The sequence below is a fragment of the Cellulomonas rhizosphaerae genome (assembly GCF_003470205.1).
Lineage (GTDB): Bacteria > Actinomycetota > Actinomycetes > Actinomycetales > Cellulomonadaceae > Cellulomonas > Cellulomonas rhizosphaerae.
Genome location: NZ_QWKP01000014.1, coordinates 1 through 1,578, shown reverse-complemented (window position 1 = coordinate 1,578; position 1,578 = coordinate 1). Strand labels below are relative to the sequence as shown.

3 protein-coding genes and 1 pseudogene are annotated in these 1,578 nt (G+C 68.6%); all 4 read right to left on the bottom strand.

Features of this window, described 5'->3' with window-relative positions:
- Positions 1-104: 104 nt before the first annotated feature.
- The gene (rplI, locus tag D1825_RS00155; protein WP_118765550.1) at positions 105-554 is read right to left on the bottom strand and encodes a 50S ribosomal protein L9; all 450 of its coding nucleotides are present in this window, start codon (positions 552-554) and stop codon (positions 105-107) included.
- A 14-nt stretch (positions 555-568) separates the two neighbouring features.
- Positions 569-805, bottom strand: a complete 237-nt coding sequence (rpsR, locus tag D1825_RS00150; protein ID WP_028051084.1) for a 30S ribosomal protein S18 — start codon at positions 803-805, stop codon at positions 569-571.
- 72 nt (positions 806-877) lie between these two features.
- Positions 878-1,402, bottom strand: a complete 525-nt coding sequence (locus tag D1825_RS00145) for a single-stranded DNA-binding protein (protein WP_118765549.1) — start codon at positions 1,400-1,402, stop codon at positions 878-880.
- Positions 1,403-1,492: 90 nt separating this feature from the next.
- Positions 1,493-1,578, bottom strand: a pseudogene (locus D1825_RS18500) (30S ribosomal protein S6); the annotation flags it as partial.

Sequence of the window (1,578 nt, the reverse complement as noted above, 5' to 3'; positions counted from 1 at the left end):
TCAAGCAGGCCTACCTCGGCGTCGCCTGACCCGTCCCGCACGACGAAGCGCCCCGCCCCGGATCTCTCCGGGGCGGGGCGCTGTCGTTGCAGGCGTGCCTGACGTCAGGCGGCGACGACCTTGACGGTCACCGTGGCGGAGACGTCCGAGTGCAGACGGACCGACACCTTGTACTCGCCCAGGGCCTTGATCGGCTGACCGATCTCGACCTTGCGCTTGTCGATCTGCGGGGCACCGGAGGCCTTGACGGCCTCGGCGATCTCCGCGGTGGTGACGGCGCCGAACAGGCGACCGGCCTCGCCGGCCTTGGCGGTGACCACGACAGGCTTGGCCTGCAGGGAGTCACGGATCGCCTTGGCGTCGTCGAGCGTGGCGATCTCGCGGGCCTTGCGGGCCTTGCGGATCGCGGTGATGTCCTTCTCGGCACCCTTGGTCCACGGCGTGGCAAGGCTGCGCGGGATGAGGTAGTTGCGGGCGTACCCGTCCTTCACCTCGACGACGTCACCCGGGGCACCGAGTCCGGTGACCTCGTGGGTCAGGATGATCTTGGCCATGAGAGTCTCCTTTCTCAGCGAGCCGACGACGAGTACGGCAGCAGGGCCATCTCGCGGGCGTTCTTGACGGCGCGTGCGATCGCACGCTGCTCCTGGACGGACACACCGGTCACCCGGCGAGCGCGGATCTTCCCGCGGTCGGAGATGAACTTGCGCAGGAGCGCGGTGTCCTTGTAGTCGACGACATCGATCTTCGCCGCCTTGAGGGGGTTCTGCTTCTTCTTGGGCTTGCGGACCACGGCCTTAGCCATCGTGGTGCTCCTCCTTGGTGGAGTGGAGCCCCGAGCGTTGCCGTTGCTCGGGGATGGGGGTCTTGTCTGGGGTTAGAACGGGGGCTCGTCGGAGTAGCCGCCGCCACCGGAACCACCTGCGGGCGTGGCCCACGGGTCGTCCTGCTGGCTGCTGCCACCGCCGGCGTTGCCGCCGCCCTGGCCACCGCTGTAGCCGCCGCCCCCGCCGCCGCCGAAGCTGCCGCCACCCGAACGCTGAGTCCGGGTGACCTTGGCCGTGGCGTAGCGGAGGGACGGGCCGACCTCGTCGACCTGCAGCTCGACCACCGTGCGCTTCTCACCCTCGCGGGTTTCGTACGAACGCTGGATGAGCCGGCCGGTCACGATGACGCGGGTGCCCTTGGTGAGCGACTCGGCGACCGACTCGGCCGCCTCCCGCCAGATCGAGCAGCGCATGAACAGCGTGTCGCCGTCCTTCCACTCGTTGCTCTGGCGGTCGAACGTGCGGGGGGTGGATGCCACGGTGAAGTTGGCCACCGCTGCCCCTGACGGGGTGAAGCGCAGCTCAGGGTCCCCCGTGAGGTTCCCGATCACCGTGATGACGGTCTCGCCGGCCATGCCATCTCCTCGTTCGTTCGATGTACGTCGTGTGTGGTCAGGCGCACGCTATCCGCATGCAGTGACATGCGTCAGCGGATACGCACAGACTCAGGCGTCGGCGCGAAGGACCTTGGTCCGCAGGACGACCTCGTTGAGGCCGAGCTGACGGTCGAGCTCCTTGGCAGTGGCGGGCG

Coding starts and splice junctions, on each gene's coding strand:
- rpsR (WP_028051084.1), bottom strand. CDS start 805: ATGGCTAAGGCCGTGGTCCGCAAGCCCAAGAAGAAGCAGAACCCCCTC.
- rplI (WP_118765550.1), bottom strand. CDS start 554: ATGGCCAAGATCATCCTGACCCACGAGGTCACCGGACTCGGTGCCCCG.
- D1825_RS00145 (WP_118765549.1), bottom strand. CDS start 1,402: ATGGCCGGCGAGACCGTCATCACGGTGATCGGGAACCTCACGGGGGAC.